The following is a 22,195-nucleotide window of genomic DNA, read 5'->3' as shown; positions in this document are numbered from 1 at the left end:
AGCTTCGCGTCGCTGGCCGAGCTCGAAGCGACGCTGAGCAAGCGTTGCTGCGAGCTCGGCGAGCAGACCGAAATCATCCGAAGTACCACCTGCTTCCGGTGGTGGCCCACGGACGCAAATGCGTCAACTGTATAGCCGGATTTGGTATCAGTCGCTCATCAGGATGCCGTCGGCCATCAGGATGGCGCCGGCGCGGACCTGGGTCTGCGTGCTCATCGTCGGATCTCCTTTCAGCCGCCGCCGGGGCCGCCGTGCGGATCGAAGCCGTTGCCTTCCCCCGCGCGGACATGCGTGTGGGTGTTCATCGTCGAGCCTCCCCTTCGTCCGCGCGAGCGGCGCTGCCCGGCCGCCCGCGCGGATCGAGGTGCGGGTTCACCACGCGGCCTCATCCACCACCGGGGCCGCCGTGGGGATCGAGCCCGTTGCCGTCGCCGGCACGGACGTGGGTGTGCGTGCTCATCGCTGGAATCTCTCGATCAGCCGTGGGGATCGAAGCCGTTGCCGTCTCCGGCGCGAACCTGCGTCTCCATCTTCATCGGGATCTCCTCAGCCGTGCGGGTCTGCGCCGTTGCCTTCGCCGGCGCGGAGGGAGGTGTGCGCGGTCATCGCCTCACCCTCCGTGGGGGTCCAGCCCGCTGCCTTCGCCTGCGCGGATGTGCGTGTTGGTGTTCACGGGTCTTCTCCGGTTGGAGATGGCGCCCGTGCCGTCAGCCGTTGGGGTCCATCGTCCCGCCGATACCGGCACGGACGTGAGTCGTGGTGGTCATCGTCTGCTCCCTTCCCTCGGCGGCGCCGCTGCCGGCGCGCGCCGCGTGGTCGTGGTAGATCGCGGTGCCGCTCCCGTGTGGAGGGTTCCCCGGCGCGTCAGCCGTCGGGGTCGAGCTGGCTGCCTTCGCCGGCGCGCAGCGTAGTGGTGGTGCGCATCGCCGCCTCGCCGGTCAGTGATTGCCGTTGGGATTGATTTCGGAGCCTTCGCCAGCCCGGAGATCGGTCTGCGTGCTCATGGTGCGCTCCCCTGGTTCAGCGGGTGCCCGGTCCCGGATCGCCCAGCGGCGGATCGCCGTCACCCGCGCGGAGATGGGTGATCGTCTTCATGGCCGTCAGCCGCGGCCGGAGGTGCCGGAGCCCGAGCTGCCGGAGCCGGTGCCGCCGTTGGGGCACACGCCGGTGCCTTCGCCGGCGCGAACCTGCGTGATCGTCTTCATCGTCGTCTCCCGTTCAGCCGCGGCCGGAATTGCTGGAGCCGGAACCGCCGTTGGGGCAGAGCCCCGCGCCTTCGCCTGCGTGGATCCGCGTGGTCGTCTTCATCGCCGAATCTCCGTTCATCCGTGGCCGGAGTTGCTGCCGCTGCCGCCCACGGGGCAGATCCCGGGGCCTTCGCCTGCGCGAACCTGCGTGGTCGTCTTCATCGCTGCTTCTCCCGTTCAGCCGTGGCCGGAGTTGCCGCCGGAGCCGGAGCTTCCGGACCCGCCGAGGGGGCAAAGGGACGGACCTTCGCCGGCGCGGACGCGAGTGGTCGTGTTCATCGTTCGCTCCTTGGGGCTCAGGTCGGCCGGGGCCGTTGTTGCCGCTGAGGCGGTCGTCGCCTTCACCCGCGCGGACGTGGGTGGTCGCGTGCATCGCCGTGCTCCTCTTCCTGGAGATAGAACGCAGGGGTGATGGATAAGGTGGCGCGCCTGGGACGAGTGGTGGCGCGCGGAGGACGAGCGGCGCGGGCGCGAGATGAACCGTGCGCCGCGGCCGGTCGTGGTGGGACGGACCGGCCGCGGCGGATGGCGCTCAGTGCGCGCCGTTGTCGTCCATGCGCACGCCTGCGCCTGCGCGGACGGTGGTGTCGAGCCTCATCGTCAGCCTCCGTTGGGGTCCACGCCGTAGCCCTTGCCGGCGCGGATGGCTGTGTGGGTGGCCATCGTCAGCCGTTGGGATCGGCGCCCAGCCCCTTGCCGGCGCGGACGTGCGTGTGTGCGGTCATGGTGATCGTCCCGTCCTGCCGCCGATGGGAAGGACTCCGCGCCGAGGGCGGCGGCACGGCCGGAGTCGGCGGCCCGTGCCGCCATTGGGTTCTGCGCGGCAGATCATCCACCGCCGTGCGGGTCCAGCCCCGCGCCTTCGCCGGCGCGGATGTGCGTGTGCTGCGGCATCTCCCGCCTCCGTGCTCAGGGGCGCGCGGCGCCGTTAGGATCGAGGGTCACTCTCTGTGCGGCGCGCGTTCCGGTGCTCGCCTTCATCTCAGGTCCTGCCGTCGGGATCGGCTCCCGGGCCGCTACCGGCGCGGACAGTGGTCATCGCGTTCATCCTCAGCCTTCGTGGTGAGCCGCGGGCTGTCAGCCGTTGGGATCGAGGCCTGCGCCCTGGCCGGCGCGGACCGTGGTCGTCGCGTGCATGGGGATCTTCCCGGTCATCCGCAGGGCTGGCCCCACGGGTCGATGGTGGACCTGCAGCCGGCCTGGATGCTCGTGCTCGTCTTCATCGCTCACCTCGCGTGTGGTCGGCCGGATCTCAGCCGAAGGGATCGATCAGTGGGCCGGTGCCGGCCCGGATGGTCGCGGTCGTCTTCATCTCCGCCTCCTCAGCCCCACGGGTCGATGCAGCAGCCGTCGCCCGCGCGAACCTGCGTGCTCGTCGTCATCGGTGCCTCCGGGGTGATGCGGCTGCCGGCGGTCAGCCGTCGCCGTTGGGGTCCATCGCGCCGCCGCCGGCGGCGCGCACTCGGGTGCTCGTCTTCATCGCCAGGTCTCCCGCTCAACCCATCGGGTCGATGCAGGCGCCGTCGCCGGCGCGGATGCTCGTCGTGGAGTGCATCTCGATCTCCTCTTCAGCCGTTCGGGTCGATGCCGCTGCCCTCCGCGGCGCGGACCGCCGTGGTCGTGCGCATCCCTGCCTCCGTGGCTGGGGTCAGCCGTTGGGGTCCCATCCCCCGCGGCCGCCGGCGCGGACGTGTGTGCTCGTGGTCATCGCGATCTCACCCGTTGGGGTCGACGCAGCCGGAGTAGCCGGCACGGACGTTGGATTCCGATCTCATGGCAATCTCCGGGTGAAGGTTCAGCCGTTCGGGTCGATGCAGGCGGAGTAGCCCGCGCGGACGCTGGTGGACGTGCTCATCTCGATCTCCTGGTTCAGCCGTTGGAGTCGACGCAGGCGGTGTAGCCCGCGCGGATGGTGGTGGACGTGGTCATCTGGATCTCCTCAGCCGTTGGGGTCGATCATCGATCCCTGCCAAGCGCGGACGTGGGTGCGGGTCATCATCGTCGCCTCCCGCGCGTCAGCCGTCGGGGTCCATCCCGCCGCCGCTGGCGGCGCGGACGTGCGTGCTCGTGCTCATGATCCACCTCCGTTGGGGTCCATCCCGGGGCCGCCCGCCGCGCGGACGTGGGTGCTCGTCGTCATCGTTCGTCTCCTGTTCAGCCGTCGGGGTCCATACTGCAGCCGGCCTCGGAGCGGACGCTCGTGGTCGCGTTCATCCGTCCCCTCGCGGGTGTGCCCGTGCGCTCAACCGTTGGGATCCATCTCTCCGCCGGCGGCGGCGCGGACGTGGGTGCTCGTGCGCATCGCCCGCCTCTATCCCTCGGGGTCGATGCAGGCGCCCGTGCCGGCCCGGATCTGTGTGTGACTGCTCATCGTCGCCTCATCTCGTGGTGGATTCTCCGCCGCTCAGCCGTTGGGATCGATCAGGCCGCCCTGGCCGGCGTGGACGTGGGTCGTAGCCGTCATCGCATCACCCGATCGGGTCGATGCACGGGCCGGTACCGGCGCGGATCTTCGTGCTCGTGCTCATGCCGCCTCCGTGGTGGTCGCGTGTGGCTCCGGCGGCGGTGAGGCCGCCGGAGCCGCGTGCCGTTCAGCCGTTGGGGTCGATGCCGGCGCCGTTACCGGCGCGGACCTGTGCCGTCGTGGGCATCGCTGCCTCCTGGTTGGGGGGATACGGGCCGGCCCGCCGTCATCCGAACGGGTCCAGGCAGCCTCCGGAGCCGGCCCTGACCTGGGTGATCGTGCGCATCTCTTCCTCCCTCGTCCGAGTGTGGATGCCCGGTGGCGTCCGGCCGCCGGAGCCGTGTGCCGTTCAGCCGTAGGGGTCGATGAAGCCGCCCCCGGCTGCGCGTACCTGCGTGCTGGTGCGCATCTCCGTGATCAGCCGATGGGGTCGATGCAGATGCCGCCGCCGGCGCGCGTGTTCGTCTTTACGCTCATCGCCGCCTCAGCCGTTGGGATCGATGTGGCAGGTCTCGCCTGCGCGGACGTACGTGCTCAGGTGCATCGCGAACCTCCATGGTGGTGGGTGATGCCGCGGCGGCGTGGAGTCGCCGCGGGTCGCGGAACCGGCGGTTCAGCCGTTGGGATCCATGCGGACGCCCGAACCCGCGCGGACCGTCGTCCGGATGCTCATCGTCGCCTCTCGCGTCAGCCGTTGTCGTCCATGCGTGGGCCGGCGCCCGCGCGAACCGTGGTGTGGGTGCGCATCGCCGCCCTCGTCAGCCGTTCGGGTCGATGGTGGCGCGTCCGCCGGCGCGGACGGTGGTCGTGTTGCTCATCTGCCGCTCCCGTGGTGCGGGGTGGATGGGGTCACGGCGTGCAGGCGCCGCCGTTGGGGTCGATGGTGCAGCGGTGGTCGCCGCCCGCACGCAGCGTGGTGGGGACGTTCATCGCGCCCGGCTCCGTCAGGGATTGCCGTAGGGATCGATGCCGGAGCCTTCGCCGGCGCGGATCGTGGTGGCCGTCTTCATCGCCCGTCGCCTCAGCCGTTGCCGTCGATGCGGGCGCCTGCACCTGCGCGAACGGTGGTGTGTGCCTTCATCGCATCCTCCCTCTGTCCAGGGGTGATTCCGGGGCCGGCGCGAGTCGCCGCCCCCGTGGGCTCGAACGGCTGTCAGCCGTTCGGGTCGATGGCGCCGCGATTGCCCGCCCGCAGCATCGTGGTGAGCATCATCCTTCGTCCCCGCGTCAGCGTGAGCCGAACGGATCGATGCCGATCCCGTCGCCCGCGCGGATGGTGGTGGCCGTCTTCATCGCGATCTCCTCGCGTCAGCCGTTGGGATCGATGCCGACACCGTCGCCGGCGCGGACCGTGGTGGCCGTCTCCATCGCCGCCTCCGCGTCAGCCGAACGGGTCGATGCCGATGCCTTCGCCGGCGCGGATCGTGGTGTTCATCTTCATCGCCATCTCCCTTTCAGCCGAAGGGATCGAGGCCCACGCCTTCGCCGGCGCGGACGGCAGTGGCCGCGTTCATCCTCCCTCCCCGGGCAGGCCGTTCGGGTCGATGCCCCAGCCGGCGCCCGCGCGGATCGTGACGTTCGTCTTCATCACCATCTCCCTGTTCAGCCGTTCGGGTCGACGAATCCGCCCTCGCCGGCGCGAATCGTGGTGCGGATGCCCATCTCCGTGCTCCTGCTCAGCCGTTGTCGTCGATGCGCGCGCCGACGCCGGCGCGGACGGTGGTGCGTGCGTTCATCGCGACCTCCTCAGCCGTTGGGGTCGATGAGCCAGCCCTCGCCGGCCCGGATCGTGGTGATCGTCCTCATCTCCGCCTCCCGCGTCAGCCGTTGGGATCGAGGTGCCCGCCTTCGCCGGCACGGACCGCCGTCGTGGTCTTCATCGTCCCGCCTGGTCAGCCGTTGGGATCGATGAATGGCCCGTCGCCGGCATGGACTGCGGTGCTCGTCTTCATCGTGTCGTCCTGTCAGCCGTTGGGGTCGACGGTGGCGCCCTGGCCGGCACGGATCGTGGTGATGGTCTTCATCGCCCGCCTCCTCGGTTGCGTGCGTGGAAATCGTTGTCTCTCTGAGATTTGAACGCGCGGGAGAGGCGCGCCGTTCCAGCTTTGTGACGAGACGTGGAGGGGCCGCGGATCGCGGCGATTTGGCGGGACGAGCGGCTACGGGTGGGCGATGACGATCAGCGCGGGCGCGCGTGCCACGGCGACGGCAAGTGCGTCGGACAGCGTCTCGGGATCGAGCGCGGCGAAGCTCTCGTCCAGCACCAGCGCGTCGCCGCCCTGCAGGAGCGCGCGGGCCAGGAACACGCGGCTGCGCTCGCCGTGCGACAGCTGCCAGCCGCCCTCGCCGACCATCTGCATCATCCCCGACGGCATGCGGTCCAGCAGCGGGCCCAGGCCCAGCTCGCGGCAGAGCGCCTCGGCCTGGTCCAGGTCCGCCTGCGGCGCGGGCCAGCGGCGCCCCATCAGCAGGTTGAACGCGAGCGTGCCGGTGAGCACGTGGTTCTCGTGGAACTGCGGCGCCGCGGCGACCCGGCGCCGCCACTCCGCCGCGCCCACCGTCCACCGGTCGAGCCCGCCCAGGAGCAGCGATCCGGAATCCGGCTCGCGCAGGCCGCTCAGGAGCGCCGCCAGCGTGCTCTTTCCCGCGCCCGACGGGCCCTCCAGCAGCACCCGCTCGCCGCGGCGCAGGCGCAGCGAGAGCCCGCGCAGCACGTCGCCGCGCCCCGCGTGCGAAAAGCCGAGCCCCGCCGCCTCCAGCACCACCTCACCGGGCCGGGGGGATGGAGACGCGGCCCGCCACGCGCCCTCCGCCTCGCGGCGCGACGCCGCGCGGAAGAGCGCGCCCACTCTGCGCCACGCGATGGCCGCGTCGGGGAGCATCAGCAGCGCGGGGCCCAAACGCGCCAGCGACTGCCACGCCAGCAGCACGCCGCCCAGCGCCACGCCCGCGGCGACGCCGTCTCCCCCGCGCACGAACAGCGGCGCCACGCCCGCTAGGCCGACCAGCAGCCATCCCCGACCGGCCAGCGCGGGCAACCTCGCCGCGGCGCGGTCCATCGCCGCGGAGAGGTCCAGGTAGCGCGCGAGCTGCTCCTCCTCGCCGCGATGCCACGACGCGGGCTCCTCCTGCGCCAGCCGCGTGCGGTAGCCCACCATCTTCTCCACCAGCTCGTGCGTCATCTCCAGCCGCGCGTCGGTCCAAAGGCGCCGCAGACGCGCGTATCGCCACGCCAGCAGCGCGATCACCCCGAGCCATGCGGCGAGCGGAAGCGCCCGGATCCACCCCCCGCCCGCCGCCAGCACCGCGAATGCCGCGGCCAGCTCGAGCGTCCCCAGCGCCGCCGCGATCCCGCCCGACAGCGCGAGCGATTCCATGGCCTCGGACTCGATGACGGTGCCCAGGAAGCGGCCGGCGCCCTGGTGGCGCACCTCGTCGGGGCGCAGGCGCAGCGCGCCGTCCAGCAGGCGCCGCTTGAGCACCGCGCCGGCACGGACGCCGAGCACGCCCTGCCACCAGACGGACACCGCGCGCAAGGGGACGGCGGTGAGCAGCGCCAGCGACCACCCGGCCAGCCGCCCGCCGTCCACGCGCCCGGAGAGCGCGCCCGCCGCCAGGAGCGCCCATGCGGCCACCCAGAGCGCATACTGCGCCGCGTGGACGAAGCCGAGGCGCCAGGGGAGCCCGCGCAGGCCCGCGTCCGTCGCGAGCGACCGCGCGGGCGCGCCGGGCCGCGGCCGCAGCATCCACACGCCAGTGATGCGGCGCGCGCCCAGCCGCTCGCGCAGCAGCGCCGCGGCGGCTCGATCGCGCCGCCGCGCGGGCACTCCGGCGCGCTCCAGCAGCCGCCGCACGTCGCTCTCGAGCGGCCGCTCCAGAGGCCCGCACACGGCGTCGCGCAGGGTCTCGATGGGGAGGGTGGATGCGATCCGATCGGGCCCGATCACCCGGACCCCGCACCGCGTCCGCCCGGCGAGGAGGACGAACCGCGCTCCGCCGTCGCCCGCGATCTGCAGCAGCGCGGGCGCGCACCCGGCGAGCATGGCGGCGGCGTCCGCGCAGGGCGCATCCAGCGCCTCCGCCTCCAGCTCCAGCGGCGCCACCGCGGACGCGATCCAGCGCTCGACCTCCGCCTCGTCGCCCTCCACCGGCGCCGGCGGGATGCCGGCGGGATTGGCGGACAATCCACCGTGGCGAAGGAGCAGCGCGAGCGCCTGGTCCAGCTCCGCCGCCGGCCACGCGAGCGCGCCGACGCCGCTCACCGCGCACCTTCCCGCGGTGGCTCGCAGGAGATCGCGCCTGTGGCGCCACCCGCGACACCCTTCCGGGTGTCATCCTGAGGGCGCAAAGCACCCGCGCCGCGTCCGCAGAGGAGCTTGTCGCGCCCGAAGGATCTACTCGCGGCATGCGCAACGGTCGCCGTACGCGACAGGCATCGTCCCGGGTCGAATAGATCCTTCGGGAGCGTCGAAGTAACGGTGCGGCCGAGAGTTCTGCGCGTACGCTCCCTCAGGATGACACCCCGCGGTGTCGTGTGGGTGGTGATGATCATTCCGTCTCCGTCAGCCCGCCGTCCGCCAGCCACAAACGCCGCCACCCGGGCCCGCGGGCGAACCGCGCGCGCACGGCCGCTTCCGCGGCGAGCAGCGCGGCGTAGCGCGAGCCGGCGCGGGCCGCGAGCTCGGCGGGCGCGCCGTCCTCGGTGACGGCGCCGTCCTCCACCACCAGCACGCGGTCGAAGCCCTCCGTCTCGGAGAGGTCGTGGGTGACGCAGAGGAGGGTAGCGCCGCGCCACGCCCGCCGCGCCTCGGCCAGGAGCGCGTGGCGTCGCTCGCGGTCGAGACCGCGGAACGGCTCGTCGAGGATCACCAGGCGTGCGTCCCGACGGAGCCACGCGCGGGCGAAGCGCACACGCTGCCCCTCGCCGCCGGAGACGAGCGCGCCGCCCTCGCCGAGCGGCGTCTGCAGCCCCTGCGGCAGGCGTCGCACGACGCCGCCCAGCGCCGCCGCCTCGACGGCGTCACCCAGGCGCGCGAGCGGACCGGACTCGGCGCCGTACGCCAGGTTCTCGGCCGCGCTGCGGTTCCAGAGCTGCACCGCGGGATCGACCCACGCCGTCTGCGCCCGGAGCCGCCGCAGCTCCGCGCCGTCCAGCATGCGTCCGTCGACACGCACCTCGCCGCGAGACGGGCGATGCCACCCGAGCAGCAGCCCGACGAGCGTCGACTTGCCCGCTCCGGATGGGCCCACGATGGCCACGTGCTCGCCCGGCGCGATCGCCAAGGTGACGCGATGCAGGATCTCTGTGCCCGCCGCCTCCACGCGCACGCCGCGCATGTCGATGGCGACGCCAGGTGGGGGGTCGGGGGATGGAGGAGGTTCGGAGGATGCGACTGAAGTCGCGGCTACAACGACACGCAGTCCGCCTACGCGGACTTCGCCGGAGCCGACCTTGTGCGTTTCCGCGGGTGCCGGTTCTCCATCTGCCATATCCCCTTGCTCTTCAGACGCTTCGAGGGGTTCGAAGAGGCGGAGGGCGACGTTGCGGTGGACCGGGTACTGGCGCACCAGAAGCGCCAGCGCCTGCCCGAGCGCGGGGAGCGCGAGCGCCCAGTACGCCAGGAGGAGCAGGCGTCCGCTCGCGCTCGAGCGCGCCGCGTGGCCCAGGATGATCCACGCCGCGGCGCCGTAGCCCACGAGCGACGACACGCCGTCCGCGGCGGCGAGGGCGCGGAACAGGCCGAGCCCGGCGCGCGCCCATTCCGTCACCAGCAGTTCGTGCTCCCGACGGACGGAGCGCTCGGCGCCGTGCGCGCGTACCGGCGTAAGCCCCAGCAGCGCGTCGAGATAGAAGCGGCTGAGCGCACCCTGGTGGCTACGGACGCGCAGGTCCCGTTCGGCCACGAAGCCGTGCATCGCCAGCGGCACGGCGACCGCGGCGGCGGCGCCGAGCACGGCCGGGATCGCGCTCGCCGGGTCGAGCCAGGCGATGGCGCCCACCGTCACCGCCAGCTCGGCGGCGGCGCGCACGGTGCGGCCCGCGAGATCCGGCAGCGTACGCAGCGAGTGCGCGGCGTGCGCGCGCTCGGCCATGTCCGACATCAGCCGGCTGTGGAAGTAGCGGTCGCCCAGGCGCGGCAGCTTGCGCAGGAAGGCGATGCGCAGCCGCGCCTCCAGGTGCCGCCCCGCGCGCCGCAGCCCGCTCGCGGCCGACAGCTCGATCCCCAGCAGCACCGCCGACAGCAGCAGCAGCGCGCCGGCGACGGCCGCCCGCGCCGGAGCCGTCCCCAGCGCGCGGCCGGCGTCCAGCAAGCCACGGAAGAGGAGCGCCTCCAGCACCGTTCCCGCCGCCGCGGCGACGAGCGCCATCGCCAGCACCGCGGGGGCCAGCGCGCCGTCCTCCGCGAGCAGCGACAGCAGGCGGCGGCCGGGCGCGGGCGAGCGCTCCTCCAGCGCCGCGCGGATCTCGGGAAGGGGCTCGGGAGATCGGGGGGAGTCGGGGGAGGGAGATGCGTCCCGTTGGAGCCGCCCGCGCACGCGAACGAGGACGGCGCCGTGGAAGAGCAGCCGCTCCTCGCCGTCCGCGCCCGGCGGATGCGGCCGTACCATCCAGTACGCGGCGGGGACCGCCTCCGTTTCGCCGCCCTCGGGAAGCGCGAGCGCCTCGTCGCGCAGTGCGACCAGCGCCCGCGCCGCCTCCGCGCCCGCCCGCAGCGCGCCGCCGGCGACCAGCGACGCGGTCAGCCGCGTGGACGCGTCCAGCGCGGCCATTCCGCGCCAGCACGGGTGCGCCAGCGCATCGCCGACCAGCGCCTCCGCGTCGCGGCGGAGGTCGAGACGCGCGAGGCGGGCGGTGAGCGCATCGGTGAATTCGGCCGAGCGGGACCAGTCCTTCCACGCCGCCGCGGGAACGGGATGCGTGTGCAGGTACAGGTCGGAGACGAAGCGCGGCCGCGCGCGCCAGCGCCGCCCCGTCGCGGGGTCCATCACCTGCACCCGCCCGCCGTCCATCCGCCACGCGACCACGAAGTGTGTCATCCCGCCCGGGTTGCGGATCACCACGATGGCGGGGAGCGCACGCGCTTCGGGGAGGAGGAGATGGTCGGCGGGGAGCATCACCTGCTCCGCGTCCAGCCCCAGCTGCCGGGCGACGGCCTCGACCGCGTCGATCGACGTCCCGTCCACGCCGGTCTGGCAGGCCTCGCGCAGGCGGCCGTAGCCCACGCGGATCCCGAATCCCTCCGCCAGGCTCTTCAGCGCCGCGGGGCCGCAGTCCAGCGCGGAGCTCTGGATCACCTCCGGCACGAGGAGGCGGCGGCCGCTCCTCATCGGCCGTCTCCGCGCAGCGCGCGCTCGGCGGCGCCGGCCAGCAGCGAGGCCGGCGTGGCCGCGCCTACCGCGATCTCCAGCGATCCCGCCAGCCCGTGCTGCAGCGGAATTGCGGCCGGCGCGCGCACCACCTCGCACTCCACCCGCACGCGCCCGCCACGCGGCTCGGCGCCGACGCGCGCCACACGCGCCACCACGGTGCCGTAGCGCATCGGCGGGAAGGCGTCCAGCCGCAGCGTGGCCGCCTGCCCCGCGCGGATGCGGCCGGTGGCGCGCACCGGCAGCTGGGCCACGATGCGCAGGCGACCCGGCGGCACCACCTCGGCCACGCGCGCGCCGGGGGCCAGCACCTCGCCGGGCCGCACGGCCTCCACGCGCGCCAGGCGGCCGTCCACCGGCGCGCGCAGCGTCTTCCGCTCCACCTCCAGCTCCCACCGCCGCGCGTTGGAGGCCGCGCGCGCGGCTTCCGCCTCCAGCCCGGCCAGCTCGCCGCGCAGCGCGTCGATCCGCGCCTCGCCTTCCGCCACGGATTGACGGCCGCGCGCCTGCGTGGCCGCGCCGCCGGAGCGCGCCGCGTCCAGGTCCGACGCGGCCTGCTCGGCGGCCGCGCGCGTGCGGCTCACGTCCGCGTCGCTCAGCGCGCCCGCCGCGCCCATCACCGCCGCGCGCCGCGCCTGCGCGTCGGCGAAGCGGCTGGCGGACTCGGCCTCGCGCACGCGCGCGGCGGACTCGCCCGCGGCGGCGGCCAGCGCGTCCCGCGTTCGCGCCAGCACGCGCGCCTCCGCGTCCAGCCGCGACGCCAGCGCCGCGCGCTCGCGCTCCAATGACGCCACGCGCCCGCGCTCACGCTCCAGCTCGATCCGCTCGGCGCGCGCGTCCAGCACCACCAGCACGTCGCCCGCGCGGACGGGCGCGCCCAGCCGCAGCCCCGGCGCCTGCACCACGCGTCCGCCCGACGGTGCGTCCACCGGGTGCACCGCGCGGTCCGCCTCGATGCGCGCGGCATCCGACGCCTCGTACAGCGTCAGCCGCGCCGCGCCTATCCACGCCGCCCACGCCGCCACCACGGCCGCGCCGGCCAGCTGCATGGCGATCGCGCCGCGGCCACGGTCGGCCAGCAGCGCGCGGGTGGTGCCGGAGAAGGGGACGGGCATGGGAGTGGGGCGGATGAGGGGATCGCGAGGCATGCGTTCTCATCTGAAACGCCCCTCCCCCACCCGCGGTTGCGGCGATGGGACGAGATGCGGAGACGCGGGACGAGCCGCATCCGCGTGCATGTAAATGATCTTGATGTCTCACGCGGAGGCGCGGAGAACAGCGGAGAACTCAGTGCCGCGATGAGTTCTCCGCGTCTCCGCGCCTCCGCGTGAGACTAAAAGAAAGGGGACCGGCTGTGCGCCGGTCCCCCTTCGTTCGTGCGTGGGCGTAGATCGCCTATTCCACGTACCCCGAGACGTCCGCCGTGAGCGATTCCACGGACGCAATCTCCAGCTCGTGGCTCAGCATCAGGTGAAAGTTGAGGAGGAACGTATCGTTGAGTGCAGGCGATCCCCCACAATCCAGATCGAACTCGCCGACCGCGGTCCCCTGCACCTCGATGCCCTCGCGCTTCACGTTCACCGTATCGAAGCGCACATCGGTAACGCGTTTCGGGCGCGCGACATACCCGGTTCCGGCAAACCCCAGCGTCGCGATGCGTTCGGTACAAAGTCTCAGCAACCGCGCCTCGAAATCCTCGACATCGATGTCGGCTGCCTTCGGCGGGCGTACGATCACCATCTGCAGCCGCGCGTTCTCCTGCTCATTGACGTGCCGATGCACCCGCGTGAGCCGCTGGCGGGCGTCCGGCGTCGAGCGCACGTGGAAGTAGATCCTCTCGTCGCCACGCCGGACCACGAGGTCGGCATCGCCGCCGCCGTTTTCGGGCGCGGGAACCACCGAGTACCCCTTGTGGAGATACTCGGCGGCGAGCTGCTCGATGGCGGCCTCTTCCATGTGCCGCTGCAGGATATCCTCGTCGATCTGCATCGCTAGAGCACCTCCAGACCGAAGCGGAACATCGATTCGCTGAGTCTTCCTACCTCGATGTAGAGGACATGATCCGCCGCCTCCACCAGCTCGCGCAAATCGGGCACCACCTCCTCGGGGACCAGCCGGGTATCGAGCGCCTCGATCCCGCCAAGCGAGAGGTCGTGCATCCCCGCGATCCTCAGGCGGATGCTGCGGTCGTTCTCGAACGCCAGTCCTTCGAGACAGTCCCACACCGGCTTGCTGATGTTGTCGGCGTCCGTCTCGCTGGGCACGTTGTGAAAATAGTACACCACGCCATACAGCGGTCCGTCCAGCTGCGCGGGAGCAGGGACGTACCGCTGAAAGGCGCGGACGATCTCGTTCTTGTAGTGCAGGGTCTTCTTCGCCTGCACGGACCGCGGGCGGGTCGAGGCAACGAAGGCGTACATGATCCAGCCTGATTGTGAGGGAGATGGATTGTACACTCCACTCACTTCAGGCGCAACCCCCGCAACTCAGACCGTCGCCTTCGCGGGTTCGGGGCGCGGGAAGAGCGGGTCGCCGGCGGACACACGCCAGCCGGAGACGTCCAGCCGCGCCAGCCCGTCCAGCCGCGGCATCGGGCGCTCGCCGGCCACGCGGCGCCAGAGCTCGCCCATCTTCTCCGGCATGAACGGAAAGAGGAGCACGGAGATCACCGCCACGTAGCGCACCATCGCGTGCAGCGTGGCATCCAGCTCGCCCGCGCGGCCGGGCTCCTTGGCCATCGCCCACGGCTGCATCTCGGCCACGAAGGCGTTGGCGTGGCGCACCAGCCCCATCGCCGCCTCGGCCGCGCGATGCAGCAGGAGCGCGTCCATCTCCGCCCGGTACGCCGCGAGCGCCTCGTCCACCGCCGCGTCGGCGCGCACATCCACGGCAGGCGTCTCGCCGTCGCGGTACCTGGCCACCATCGACAGCGTGCGGCTCCCCAGGTTGCCGACGCCGTTGGCCAGCTCCGACGTGTACCGCTCCGCGAAGCGCTCCCAGCTGAAGTTGCCGTCGCCGTCCCACGGCACCTCGCGCAGCAGGAAGAAGCGGAACGCGTCGGGCCCGTAGCGGTCGATGGCCTCGTTCAGGTCCAGCCCCACGCCGCTCGACTTGCTGAACCGCTCGCCGCCCAGCAGCACGAACCCGTGCCCCCACACCTGTTGCGGAAGCGGCAGGTCCGCCGCCTTCAGCATCGCCGGCCAGATGATGGAGTGCAGCCGAACGATGTCCTTCCCCACCACGTGCAGCTGCGCCGGCCACCACTCGTCCCATCCCTCGTCCGGGAACCCGGTGTCGGTCAGGTAGTTCGGCAGCGCGTCGAACCACACCCACGTCCCCTGCGTCTCCCCGTCACTCGAAGCGATGGGGAAGGGGATGGCCCAGGAGAGGCGCGCGCGGGTGATGGAGATGTCCTCGAGCCCCGAGTCGATCAGCGCCAGCATCTCGTTGCGTCGCGCCTCGGGGCGCAGGAAGCCGGGATGCGCGGCGAAGTGGTCGCGCAGGAACCCCTCGTAGCGCGACAGGCGGAAGAACCAGTTGCGCTCCTCGGTCCACTGCAGCTCGCGCGTGGGATGGAGGACGCAGCGGCCGTCCACGATGTCGTCGTCGCGCTTGAACTGCTCGCAGCCGACGCAGTACCACCCCTCGTACGTCTGCTCGTAGAAGTCGTCGGGGTTGCGCTCACGGATGCGCTCGATCAGCGCCTTCACCCCGCGCTTGTGGTGCGGCTGGGTGGTGCGGATCCAGCGGTCGTTGCTGATCTCCAGCTTCGCCCACGCCGCCTCGAAGCGCGCGGCGATGCGGTCCGCCTGCTCCTGCGGGGAGATGCCGTTCGCCGCCGCGGCCTGGGCCACCTTCTGCCCGTGCTCGTCCATCCCCATGCAGAAGCGCACGTCTTCGCCCAGCAGGCGGTGGTACCGGGCGATGGCGTCGGCGCCGATCTTCTCGTACGCGTGCCCCTGGTGCGGGTCGCCGTTCGCGTAGTCGATGGCCGTGGTGAGGTAGAACCGGCTCACTCGGGCCTCCGCTCGGGCGGCCGGCGCGGGCGCCGGGGCGGCCGCTGCGGCGTCTGCGGGGTGGGCAGCGCGGGTTGCGCCTGCGGCGGCGGCGCGGCGGGACGCTCGCCCGGGGGCGCGGCCACCGTCTCCGCCTTCAGCTGGTCGAGCGGGATGGTGCGGCGCTGCCGGTTCTCGTCCTGCAGCGTCACCAGGTTGCGGAAGATGTCGATGGCCACCACGCGCTCGGCGCCCACCACCGTGCGCAGCGTCTTTCCCTCGCGGGGAAAGCGCTTGCGCGCCGCCAGATAGGCGTCGTGCTCGTACGTCAGGCAGCACATCAGCCGGCCGCAGGTGCCGGAGATCTGCTGCGGGTTGAGGGAGAGGTTCTGGTCCTTCGCCAGCTGCAGGGAGATGGGCTTGATCTCGCGCAGCCAGGTGGCGCAGCAGAGCTGGCGGCCGCAGCGGCCCACGCCGCCCAGCTGCGCCGCCTCGTCGCGCACGCCGATCTGCTTCAGCTCGATGCGCGTGCGGAACGTCCGCGCCAGGTCGCGCACGAGCTGGCGGAAGTCCACGCGCCGCTCGGCGGTGAAGTAGATGGTCAGCTTGTTCCGGTCCCACTGCCACTCGGCGTCGCTGACCTTCATCTTCAGCCCGTGCTGCTCCACCAGCTCGCGCGTCCTGCGGCGCACGCGCTCCTCGTCGGCGCGCAGCGTGTACAGCTGGTGCACCTCGCCGGGCTCGGCGCGGCGCAGCAGGGGCGTGACGTCGCCGGGGGCGCTCCCGCACTTGCGGCGCGCGATCCCCCCCACCGACTTCACCCGCCCGATGTCGCGGCCCCGCTCCACCTCCACCACCACCCACTCGCCCGGCCGCAGCGTCACGTCCGGAGACGTGAAGAAAGCCTTCCGCATCCCCTTGAAGCCCACTTCCACCAGGAAGGCGGCGTCGGCGTCGGGAGACGACAGAGGCTGGATCACGGGAAGCTCGAGGCTCACCGGCTCCCTCCCCATCTATGTCCGCGCGGCGGTTTGACGCCGCGGGATCGGTCAAACGGAACGGTCCTGCGATCTATGTCGAAATCCGGAGGGTCAGCGGCCGGTGCGCCACTGCCCCATCCCCATGTACTTCTCCAGCCGGCGCATCCGCAGCGCCTCCAGGTCCATCGCGCCGAGCTCGGCCAGGTGGCGCTGCAGCGCCTCCTTCAGCGCCGCGCCCGTCTCTTCCCAGTCGCTGTGCGCGCCACCCGCGGGCTCGGGGATGATGTCGTCGATCACCCCCAGCTCGGTCAGGTCCTCGGCCGTCATCTTCATGGCCCGGGCGGCCTTGTCGCGCTGGGCGCCGTCCTTCCAGAGGATCGCGGCGCACCCCTCGGGGCTGATCACCGAGTAGACGCTGTTCTCCAACATCAGCACGCGGTCGGCCACGCCGATGGCCAGCGCGCCGCCCGAGCCGCCCTCGCCGATCACCACGGCGACGATGGGCACCTTGAGCCCCGCCATCTCGCGTAGGTTGCGGGCGATGGCCTCGGCCTGGCCGCGCTCCTCGGCGCCGATCCCGGGATAGGCGCCCGGGGTGTCGATCAGGGTGACCACGGGACGGCCGAACTTCTCCGCCAATTTCATGAAACGGAGCGCCTTGCGGTAGCCCTCGGGATGCGGCATCCCGAAGTTGCGCCGCAGGTTCTCCTTCATGTCGCGGCCCTTCTGCTGCCCGATCAGCATCACCGTCTCGCCGCCCATGCGCGCCCAACCCGCCACGATGCTGGCGTCGTCGCGGAACTGGCGGTCGCCGTGCAGCTCGACCCAGTCGGAGAAGATCATCTCCACGTAGTCGAGCGTGTACGGCCGCCGCGGGTGGCGGGCCACCTGCACCCGCTCGATGGGCGAGAGGTTGCGGAAGGTGTCCTGCTTCAGCCCGTGCAGCTTGCGCTCGAGCGAGCGCAGCTCGGTGGTCACGTCGAGCCCGCGCTCGCGCGCCAGCCCGCGGAGCGAGTCGATCTGCTCCTCGACCTCCGCGATGGCGCGCTCGAAATCCAGGTGTGCGACCGTAGCCAAATCCGTATCCCCGAACGGCTTCGCGTCACCGCGAAGCGCAGCGTCAAGCGAGACCTTCTGCCCGGACAGCCGGTGCCGGTGCGGCGCGGGCAACCCTCACCCCGCGCCTTAGAGCGCTCGCCCTCTCCCGATAACGGGAGAGGGTGGTCGGGTTCTGTCGGAATCCAACCATCGGCGCCTAAGCGTGCGCCGCAGTCCGCGAAGGCGGACTTCCCGCAGTTTCAGCGGTGGGTTTCAACCCACCGTCGCAAGCCAATCCTCGCAGCAGACTTCGTGCTCTTGTTGCCGCGAACTCATTCGCCCGGCGGAGGCCTGTCCTCTCACCCCGGCAGCCGAATCCCCCGCGGACCGCACGGGGGATCAGGTAAGATACACCGGATACAGCGATTCGGGCTACCGCGACGGCGTGGACGGGTCCGAGGAGAGGACCCGGAGACGCTACTCCTCCGCCCCCGCGCCCACCTTCTGGCGGCGGTTGCGCCACGGCTCGTCGCGCTGGGGGACGGCGCCCAGCGCGGGAGGATCGCGGTGCAGGCGCACGCGCTCGTCGCCCAGGGCCTCGCGCAGGGCGGTGAGCAGCTCGTCGCGCGGGGCCACCTTCAGCGACTTCGACTTCAGCCGCGGCGACTCCCCGTCTCCCCCGCCGTTCTTCCAGAGGACGAAGACGGGGCCCTCGCCCGCGAACGCGGCGAGAAGGCTCCTGGCGCCGTCGATGGCCCTGGCGTCGGGGCCGGCGGAGCCGATCTCGATCACCACCCCCACCTCGCCGCTCTCGCGCACCTTCTCCAGCGGGATGGCGCCGTCCAGGAACATCGGCGGATCCTCCTCGTCGCGCTCGCGGCTGCTGACCGCGCCGCGGACCACCACCGCCGCGTCCTGCTTCAGCACCTCCTTGTACTTCGCCCAGCTGTCGCCGAAGGCGAGGATCGTGGCGGTGCCGTGGAAGTCCTCCACGGTGATGCGGCCCCACTCGCTCCCGTCCTTCTTGCTGATCTGCCGCGCGGCCTCGGTCACCACGCAGGCGAGCTCCACCTTCTGGTCGCGCTGCTGCTTGAGGGTGACGGTGTTGGTGCGCCCCTCGAACAGCGCCACGTCTTCGCGGAAGCGGTTCAGCGGGTGGCCGGAGATGAAGAAGCCCAGGATCTCCTTCTCGCGCGCCAGCCGCTCGCTCTCCGTCCACTTCTCCACCCGGGGAAGCGCGGGCGGCTGGATGATGGCATCGCCGCCGCCCATCACGTCGCCGAAGAGCGAGTCCTGCGCGCTGTCGCGCTCCTTCTGCACCGCCTGCGCGGCGTTGAAGGCGGCGTCGAGCCCGGCCAGCAACTGGTTGCGCCCGCCGTCGCCCTCGAAGCCGTCGCACGCGCCGGCGCAGATCAGCGCCTCGATCACGCGCTTGTTGCACAGCCGCAGGTCGATGCGGGTGAGGAAGTCGAAGAGCGACTTGAAGCGCCCCTCCGCCTCGCGCGCGGCCAGGATGGAGCGCACCGCGCCCTCGCCCACGCCGCGGATGGCGCCCAGCCCGAAGCGGATCTGGCCGACACCGGAGCCGACGACGGTGAACTTCCAGTTGGACTCGTTCACGTGCGGCGCCAGCACCTCGATCCCCTCGCGCGGTATGCGCGGGAGGTAGCGGTGCATCTCGCGGCAATGGGCGATGTATGCCACCACGTCGTCGGTCTTGTCGATCACCGACGACATCAGCGCCGCCATGAACTCGGCCGGGTAGTAGCACTTCAGCCACGCGGTCTGGTAGGCGACCAGCCCGTACGCCACGCTGTGGGAGCGGTTGAAGCCGTACCGCCCGAACGCCTCGATCTGGTCCGAGAGATCCTGGATCGGCCGACGGTCATGCCCCTTCGCGACGGCACGCTCCACGAAACCGCCCAGTTCCTTCTTGATCAGCTCGGCGTCCTTCTTCCCCACGGCCTTGCGCAGCACGTCGGCCTCGGCGAGCGAGAACCCGGCCAGGATCTGCGCGATGCGCATCACCTGCTCCTGGTACACGATCACGCCGTAGGTGGGCTCCAGCACCTGCTCCAGCTCGGGGAACGGGTACTTCACCGGCTCCAGCCCCAGCTTGCGGCGGATGTACACCATGTCCATCCCCATGTCCAGCGGGCCGGGGCGTACGAGCGCGTTGGCGGCGACCAGGTCTTCGAAGCGGTCGGCCTTCATGGCGCGAAGCTTGTCGGTCGCCAGCGCGGATTCGAACTGGAACACGCCCGAGGTGCCGCCCCGGGCCAGCATCGCGTAGACCTCGGCGTCGTCGTGCGGGATGTCCTCGGGACGCGCGTACTCCTCCCCCGTCTGCGGATGGCGGAGGGAGCCGTGGCGGGCGCGGATGATGGCCACCGCGTCGTAGATCACCGTCAGCGTCTTCAGCCCCAGGAAGTCCATCTTCAACATCCCCGCCTTCTCCAGGCAGGTCATGTCGTACTGGGTGACGATGATCGACTCGCCGTTGCCGCCGGCGCCCTTGCTGCTCTGGGTGCAGATGGGTACGTACTCGTCCAGCGGCCCGGGCGCGATCACCACGCCCGCGGCGTGCACCGACGAGTGGCGGCTGAGGCCCTCGAGCGTGGACGAGTAGTCCAGCAGCTGCCGGTAGCGGTCCTCCTTCTCGTACAGCTCGCGGACCTCGGGGATCTTCTCCTTGGCCTCCTCCACGGTCATGGAGAAGTTGGGCGCGTTGGGGATCAGCTTCGCGAGACGGTCGGTCTCCGCGGGGAGGAAGCCGAGGGTGCGGCCGACGTCCTTCACCACCGCGCGGCTCTTCATCGTCCCGAAGGTGATGATCTGGCCCACGGCGTCGCGGCCGTACTTCTCGCGCACGTACTCGATCACCTCGCCGCGGCGCTCGAAGCAGAAGTCCACGTCGATGTCGGGCATCGACACGCGCTCGGGGTTCAGGAAGCGCTCGAACAGCAGGTCGAACTTGATGGGGCAGCAGTCGGTGATCCCGGTGCAGTACGCCACGATCGACCCTGCGGCCGAGCCGCGGCCCGGCCCCACGGGAATGTCGTGATCGCGTGCCCAGCGAATGAAGTCGGCGGTGATTAGGAAGTAGCCCGAGTAGCCGAGCTTGGTGATCACGTCCAGCTCGTACTCCACCCGGTCGACGATCTCCTGCTCCAGCACCGCGCGGATCTCGTCCTCGGAACGGCGGACGAACTCGCTCCCCGGCCCCTGTCCCCCGTCTCCCGTCCCCCGCCCGTAGTGCTGCAGCGCGCCGCTCCACACCCAGGCGCGCAGCATCTCGTCCTCGCTGGCGTACCCCTCCGGCTCGGTGGGGAAGGCGGGAACGTGGTAGCCCTTGGGATAGCTCCAGTTGCACTCCTCGGCGATGCGGACCGTGTTCTCCAGCACGTCCGGCCGGCCGGGGAAGCGCTCGGCCATCTCGCCCGTGTGCTTGAAGTACAGCTCGCGGTCGTACTTCATCCGGTTGGGGTCGGCGAAGTCCTTCCCCAGCCCGATGCAGAGCAGGACGTCGTGCGCCTGGTGGTCGTCGGCCTTCAGGAAGTGCGCGTCGTTGGTGGCCACCACGGGCACGCCCATCTCCTCCGCCAGCCGGAAGATGCGGCGGTTGAGCTCGTCCTGCCCCTCGCTGTCGTGCCCCTGCACCTCCAGGTAGTAGCGGTCGCGGAACACCTCCTGGTGCCACGCCACCGCCTCGCGCGCGGCGTCCCAGCGGTCCTCCATCAGGTGCTGCGCCACCTCGCCGGCGAGGCAGGCGGAGGTGACGATGATGCCGGACGAGTGCTTCGCCAGCACCTCGCGGTCGACGCGCGGCTTGCCGTAGAACCCCTCGGTGTAGCCGACGGAGGTGAGCCGGGAGAGGTTGCGGTACCCCTCGAAGTCGCGCGCGAGCAGCACCAGGTGGTAGTAGCCCTTCTCGCCCTTCGCCCTGACCTTCTCGTGGCGCGAGCCGAGGGCGACGTACGCCTCCATCCCGATGATCGGCTTGATCCCGGCCTTCTTGGCCGTCTCCTGGAAGATCCACGCGCCGAACATGCAGCCGTGGTCGGTCAGGGCGATGGCCGGCTGCTCGAATTCCTTCGCGCGCCTGACGAGGTCGTCGATGCGGTTGGCCCCGTCGAGGAGCGAGTACTCGGAGTGGCAGTGCAGGTGTACGAACGACATCGCGCCGGGAGGTTCCGCTGCGGGGGATGGAACGGCGTAAAGCGAAGATCAACAACGAGTTGGCGGGAGATGCGCCGCCGTCGGGCTTGTCGCGTCTGATCGCGTTGAATATGCTCCTGCGCCACCCGTTTGGGAAGGTTGCGGGCCGTATCCGCCACCGCCCGGACGGCGGTGCCCGACACCCCGCGCGGGGACTGGGATTCTCCCTCCGCGCCCCCTGCTGGTGAACAGAACACACGGGAGCCGGACGTGATTCCGACCCATCGCGGGACCCGCCCGCTCGCCCTCCTGGCCGCCGTCCTGGCGCTCGCCGCGTGCGGCGGCGGCGGCGAAGACGACGGGCAGACGAACTACGAGAAGGGGCCGCTGCCGCCGGGGACGAAGGAGGTGGCGGCCGCGGCGCGACTGCAGCCGCCCGTGCGCAGCGAAAGCTGCTATTCGTCGCCCGTGCGCATCGTCTTCCACAGCCAGATGGAGTGGGACGCGTTCTGGACCGACGACCGGCGCGGCTGCACGCCGCCGCCCGTTCCCGGCGGGATCGACTGGACGCGCGACATGCTGGTGTACGCGTCGATCGGGAAGCGGATGGCCGCGGAGGACCGCGTCTCCATCGACGGGTGGGGGATCCGCAACGACAGCCTGATCGTGGCGATCCGGCGGTGGATGCTGGCCGACGGGTGCCCCGGCGCGATCCCCACCGGGCCCAACGTCCCGCAGTCGCTGGTGAAGATCCCCGCCGACACCACGCACCCGCTGCGCTTCAGCGAGGAGCACCGCCGCCTCACCTGCGACGAAGCCAGGTCGTAGGAAGAAGATGGCCTCACGCGGAGACGCGGAGTCGCGGAGAACTCACCGCCGGGATGAGTTTCTCCGCGTCTCCGCGCCTCCGCGTAAGATCTTTGGGTTTAAGGAACGAGCTACAAT

At 71.7% G+C, this 22,195-nt stretch carries 12 protein-coding genes; 2 read left to right on the top strand and 10 right to left on the bottom strand.

What is annotated here, in order from left to right; translation table 11 throughout:
• Positions 1 to 2,324: 2,324 nt before the first annotated feature.
• Positions 2,325 to 2,477, bottom strand: a complete 153-nt coding sequence (locus tag VF092_09950) for a hypothetical protein (GenBank protein HEX6747599.1) — start codon at positions 2,475 to 2,477, stop codon at positions 2,325 to 2,327.
• A 2,637-nt stretch (positions 2,478 to 5,114) separates the two neighbouring features.
• Between VF092_09950 and VF092_09945 the strand changes: the two genes are divergently transcribed.
• Positions 5,115 to 5,477: a hypothetical protein gene (locus VF092_09945; GenBank protein ID HEX6747598.1), complete on the top strand. Its 363-nt coding sequence runs from the start codon at positions 5,115 to 5,117 to the stop codon at positions 5,475 to 5,477.
• 393 nt (positions 5,478 to 5,870) lie between these two features.
• Here the strand turns inward: VF092_09945 and VF092_09940 are convergent, their stop codons facing one another.
• The 9 genes from VF092_09940 to dnaE form a co-directional block, all read right to left on the bottom strand.
• Entirely contained in the window at positions 5,871 to 7,973 is a 2,103-nt protein-coding gene (locus tag VF092_09940) for an ABC transporter ATP-binding protein (protein HEX6747597.1), read from the bottom strand.
• Positions 7,974 to 8,259: 286 nt separating this feature from the next.
• Complete coding sequence (locus VF092_09935; GenBank protein HEX6747596.1) at positions 8,260 to 11,040, bottom strand: ATP-binding cassette domain-containing protein; 2,781 nt, start codon at positions 11,038 to 11,040, stop codon at positions 8,260 to 8,262.
• On the bottom strand, positions 11,037 to 12,227 hold the full coding sequence (locus VF092_09930) for an HlyD family efflux transporter periplasmic adaptor subunit (GenBank protein ID HEX6747595.1): 1,191 nt from the start codon (positions 12,225 to 12,227) through the stop codon (positions 11,037 to 11,039). The genes VF092_09935 and VF092_09930 overlap by 4 nt, the downstream gene beginning before the upstream one ends.
• 247 nt (positions 12,228 to 12,474) lie before the next feature.
• On the bottom strand, positions 12,475 to 13,068 hold the full coding sequence (locus VF092_09925) for a hypothetical protein (protein HEX6747594.1): 594 nt from the start codon (positions 13,066 to 13,068) through the stop codon (positions 12,475 to 12,477).
• Positions 13,069 to 13,070: 2 nt separating this feature from the next.
• Entirely contained in the window at positions 13,071 to 13,499 is a 429-nt protein-coding gene (locus VF092_09920; GenBank protein ID HEX6747593.1) for a RusA family crossover junction endodeoxyribonuclease, read from the bottom strand.
• A 66-nt stretch (positions 13,500 to 13,565) separates the two neighbouring features.
• A complete protein-coding gene (metG, locus tag VF092_09915) occupies positions 13,566 to 15,095 on the bottom strand; it encodes a methionine--tRNA ligase (protein HEX6747592.1) in 1,530 nt (509 codons plus the stop codon).
• A complete protein-coding gene (gene ricT / locus VF092_09910) occupies positions 15,092 to 16,072 on the bottom strand; it encodes a regulatory iron-sulfur-containing complex subunit RicT (GenBank protein ID HEX6747591.1) in 981 nt (326 codons plus the stop codon). The genes metG and ricT overlap by 4 nt, the downstream gene beginning before the upstream one ends.
• A 93-nt stretch (positions 16,073 to 16,165) precedes the next feature.
• The gene (locus tag VF092_09905; GenBank protein HEX6747590.1) at positions 16,166 to 17,131 is read right to left on the bottom strand and encodes an acetyl-CoA carboxylase carboxyltransferase subunit alpha; all 966 of its coding nucleotides are present in this window, start codon (positions 17,129 to 17,131) and stop codon (positions 16,166 to 16,168) included.
• Positions 17,132 to 17,569: 438 nt separating this feature from the next.
• Entirely contained in the window at positions 17,570 to 21,271 is a 3,702-nt protein-coding gene (dnaE, locus tag VF092_09900) for a DNA polymerase III subunit alpha (GenBank protein ID HEX6747589.1), read from the bottom strand.
• A 249-nt stretch (positions 21,272 to 21,520) separates the two neighbouring features.
• Here dnaE and VF092_09895 point away from each other — a divergent pair, with 249 nt between their 5' ends.
• Positions 21,521 to 22,078: a hypothetical protein gene (locus VF092_09895; GenBank protein HEX6747588.1), complete on the top strand. Its 558-nt coding sequence runs from the start codon at positions 21,521 to 21,523 to the stop codon at positions 22,076 to 22,078.
• Positions 22,079 to 22,195 lie beyond the last annotated feature (117 nt).

It is taken from the genome of Longimicrobium sp. (genome assembly GCA_036377595.1).
Taxonomy (GTDB): Bacteria; Gemmatimonadota; Gemmatimonadetes; order Longimicrobiales; family Longimicrobiaceae; genus Longimicrobium.
The sequence above is the reverse complement of the archived record's forward strand: the minus strand, read 5'-3'. Positions and strand labels throughout refer to the sequence as shown.

Coding starts and splice junctions, on each gene's coding strand:
- VF092_09945 (HEX6747598.1), top strand. CDS start 5,115: ATGCCTTCGCCGGCGCGGATCGTGGTGTTCATCTTCATCGCCATCTCC.
- VF092_09930 (HEX6747595.1), bottom strand. CDS start 12,227: ATGCCTCGCGATCCCCTCATCCGCCCCACTCCCATGCCCGTCCCCTTC.
- VF092_09920 (HEX6747593.1), bottom strand. CDS start 13,499: ATGTACGCCTTCGTTGCCTCGACCCGCCCGCGGTCCGTGCAGGCGAAG.
- VF092_09935 (HEX6747596.1), bottom strand. CDS start 11,040: ATGAGGAGCGGCCGCCGCCTCCTCGTGCCGGAGGTGATCCAGAGCTCC.
- dnaE (HEX6747589.1), bottom strand. CDS start 21,271: ATGTCGTTCGTACACCTGCACTGCCACTCCGAGTACTCGCTCCTCGAC.
- VF092_09925 (HEX6747594.1), bottom strand. CDS start 13,068: ATGCAGATCGACGAGGATATCCTGCAGCGGCACATGGAAGAGGCCGCC.